The following is a 3,359-nucleotide window of genomic DNA, read 5'->3' as shown; positions in this document are numbered from 1 at the left end:
TTACTCAGATGCTTTCCATATTGACTGACAATGCAATAAAGTATACGGATGATTTCGGAGAATACTCCATAAGCCTTAAGAAGGAAAAGAACAAGGCGGTTCTTGAAATTTCCGATAGCGGCGTAGGAATATCGGAAGAGGATATTGAAAGGATATTTGACAGGTTTTACAGAGCTGACAAGTCCAGACACAGGGAGGAAGGAGGTACGGGTCTTGGTCTAAGTATTGCAAAATGGATAGTTGAAAGCCACGGAGGAACAATTTCCGTTGTCAGTAAAGTCAATGAAGGAACCACTTTCACTGTGGAACTTCCCATAAAATCTTAAACCGAATATTCAGGTTCAATAATAATTTAATAGTATGATATAGTGGAATATCTCTGTAGATTGCAGTTAAGTGAAATTTCAGGAAAACTTAACTTTTTTACAAGGATGTTTTATGATAATATATAAGGTAAATTGTGAAACAATAATAATTAAGATAAATCATGGATAACAACCATGAATATGAACATATAAGGAGAACAAATTGGGAAAATTATTTGGAACAGATGGAGTTAGGGGAATAGCAAATACAGAGCTTTCCAGCGAACTTGCCTATAAAATAGGCAGAACAGGCGGATATATACTTACAAAGGGAAAAGACAGACCTAAAATAGTAGTAGGAATGGATACAAGAATTTCCGGAAATATGCTGGAAGGTGCGGTTTCAGCGGGATTGAATTCTGCTGGAATAGATGTACTGTATGTCGGAGTACTTCCAACACCAGCCGTTGCCTGTCTTATAAGGGAACTGAAGGCAGACGGTGGAATAATGATTTCGGCATCCCATAATCCTGTTGAATACAATGGAATCAAATTTTTTGATTCAAAGGGATTCAAGCTTCCGGATTCAATGGAGGAAGAAATAGAAAACTTAATACTTGAGGGTTCGGACATAGGCTATTATCCTGTGGATTTTCATGTTGGAAGGAAAATAGTGATTGAAGATCCAAACAAGACTTATATGGATTTTCTTGAAAAAACTGTAGATACTGATTTTTCAGGTATTAAGATAGCGATGGACTGTGGAAACGGAGCGGCTTACAAGGTTGCACCGGAGCTTATATTCAAGCTTGGAGCAGAAGTATATGTAATCAATAACAGTCCAAATGGAATAAACATCAACTTCAACAGCGGTTCTACTCATCCTGAAGTTATACAGCAGCTTGTAAAAGATACAGGAGCCGATATAGGACTTTCCTTTGACGGAGATGCTGATAGATTGATTGCAGTTGATGAGAAAGGAAACATAATAGACGGTGACCATATAATGGCTGTTTGTGGAACTTATCTTAAGGATAGGAACAAACTTCAGAACAATACCATAGTAGGTACCGTAATGAGCAATATGGGACTTGATCTTTGTCTTGATAAAAAGGACATAGCAGTTGTTAAGACACAGGTAGGGGACAGATATGTAATAGAGGAAATGAAAAAGTCTGGTCATGTTCTAGGTGGAGAGCAGTCGGGACATATAATTTTCCTTGAATATAATACTACTGGAGACGGCCTTCTTACGGCACTTCAACTTATAGAAGCAGTAATAGAACAAAAAAAGTCATTGTCTGCGCTTTCGTCAATAATGACAACAATGCCACAGGTACTCATAAATGCAAAGGTTGAAAATTCGAATAAGAATTCCTACATGGAGGATTCTGTAATAGAAGACTCCATCAAGAAGCTTGAAGAGGAGTTTCACGGTGCGGGAAGAGTCTTAATAAGACCTTCTGGAACTGAGCCCCTTGTAAGGGTAATGATTGAAGGGGAAAACGAGGAAGAAATTAGGAACAAGGCTTCAGAACTTGCCTTGCTTATAGAAAATAGACTGGGTTAAAGTATGTTGTTTATTTTTTTAACAAGGAATATTGAAAAAACTTGAAAAAAGCCTGTAAAAGTATATAATGAAGGAAAACAGGAAAATAATTAGGGCTAAAAAAGGAAAATAGGAAAACAGGCAAATAAATAGATGAATATTATTATAAAAATAAAATAGAAAAGAGAGGATGTTATGGTAAATATTAAAGATGTAGCAAGACTGTCAGGTGTTTCCATATCTACAGTATCGAGAGTAATCAACGACTCAAAACCGGTAAGTCCGGAAATTAGGAAAAAAGTACTTGAAATAATCGATGAAACAGGATATAGACCAAATGATGTTGCCAGAAGTCTGGTTACAAGAAGGTCTCATCTAATAGGTGTTATAGTAAACGACTTGTCCAACACTTATGTTGCAGAAATGGTAAAAGGCGTGGAAGAAGTTGGAAAGATGTACAATTACGATATACTTCTTTGTAGCTCATACTATGACAAGGAAGCACAGATAAATTATCTGTCTCTGCTCAACAGAAAGCAAGCTGAAGGAATAATTCTCATTGGCTATAGATTTGATGAGGAAGTAATTAAAAAGGTAGATGAATACAATAAGAATTCCATTTATTTCACTAGAGACATAAGAGATGATAAAATTGACCATGTAAAAATAGATAGTCATGCTGCTGCATATGAAATGACCAAGTATCTTATAAATGAAGGACATGAAAACATTGCATTCCTTTCTGATTATGAAGATAGAGCTACCTATGAAGCTGATAAGATAAGTGGATATATGGAGGCTCTTAAGGAAAACGAACTTGATTATTCAAGGGTATTTACTGCAGGAGGCAGAAGATATAACTTTGCTTACGATGTTGCCCATGAGGTGGTCGCTGAGATAGAAAACATTTCAGCAGTATTCTGTACAAATGACGAACTGGCTATAGGACTAATAAACTATCTCTATGACAACGGATACAAGGTGCCTGATGATGTTTCGGTAGTTGGATATGGAAACTACAAGGAAAGCCAGTTTGTAAGACCGACCCTTACAACAATATCGGAACCATACTACGATATAGGTGCAGTAAGCATAAGAACTCTTATTAAGAAGATAGAAGGAGACAAGGAACAGCCGTCTACCATTGAACTTCCTTTCAGCTTTATTAAGAGAAACAGTGTGAAGACAAAGGATTAATGAGACTTTTTCTAGCATTGGATTTCGATGAGAAGACAAAAAAGAATATTTTTGAAATCCAAAAAACATTGAAGAAGAATTCGGAAAAGGGAAGATGGGCTTATTACAAGAATATCCATCTTACAGTGAAATTTATGGGAGATGTTGACGTAGAAAGGATTCCTGAAATTTCAGATAATATTGAAGCTACCTTGTCAGGGAATGGTCCAATGAGGTTTTCAATGGACAATCTTGGATTTTTCAGAGGAAAAAACATAATCAGAGTAACTTGGATTGGACTTGAAGGTGATGTGGACAAGCTTGTGGAC

The 3,359-nt window shown here is 36.5% G+C and carries 4 protein-coding genes; all 4 read left to right on the top strand.

All coding sequences use genetic code 11. The features are described from left to right. Window positions 1–326 (top strand): sensor histidine kinase (locus tag AC3AX0_RS09720; protein ID WP_487550093.1); only part of this gene is annotated, 326 nt, incomplete at its 5' end. 202 nt (window positions 327–528) lie between these two features. Continuing rightward, a complete protein-coding gene (gene glmM, locus AC3AX0_RS09715; protein ID WP_487550092.1) occupies window positions 529–1,875 on the top strand; it encodes a phosphoglucosamine mutase in 1,347 nt (448 codons plus the stop codon). Window positions 1,876–2,049: 174 nt separating this feature from the next. Continuing rightward, window positions 2,050–3,051, top strand: coding sequence for a LacI family DNA-binding transcriptional regulator (locus AC3AX0_RS09710; RefSeq protein WP_487550091.1), 1,002 nt, complete (start codon window positions 2,050–2,052; stop codon window positions 3,049–3,051). Next, on the top strand, window positions 3,051–3,359 hold a 309-nt coding region (gene thpR, locus AC3AX0_RS09705; protein WP_487550090.1), incomplete at its 3' end, for an RNA 2',3'-cyclic phosphodiesterase. The genes AC3AX0_RS09710 and thpR, both read left to right, overlap by 1 nt.

The organism is Dethiosulfatibacter sp. (assembly GCF_983023055.1).
This window is presented reverse-complemented; position numbering and strand designations above follow the sequence as displayed.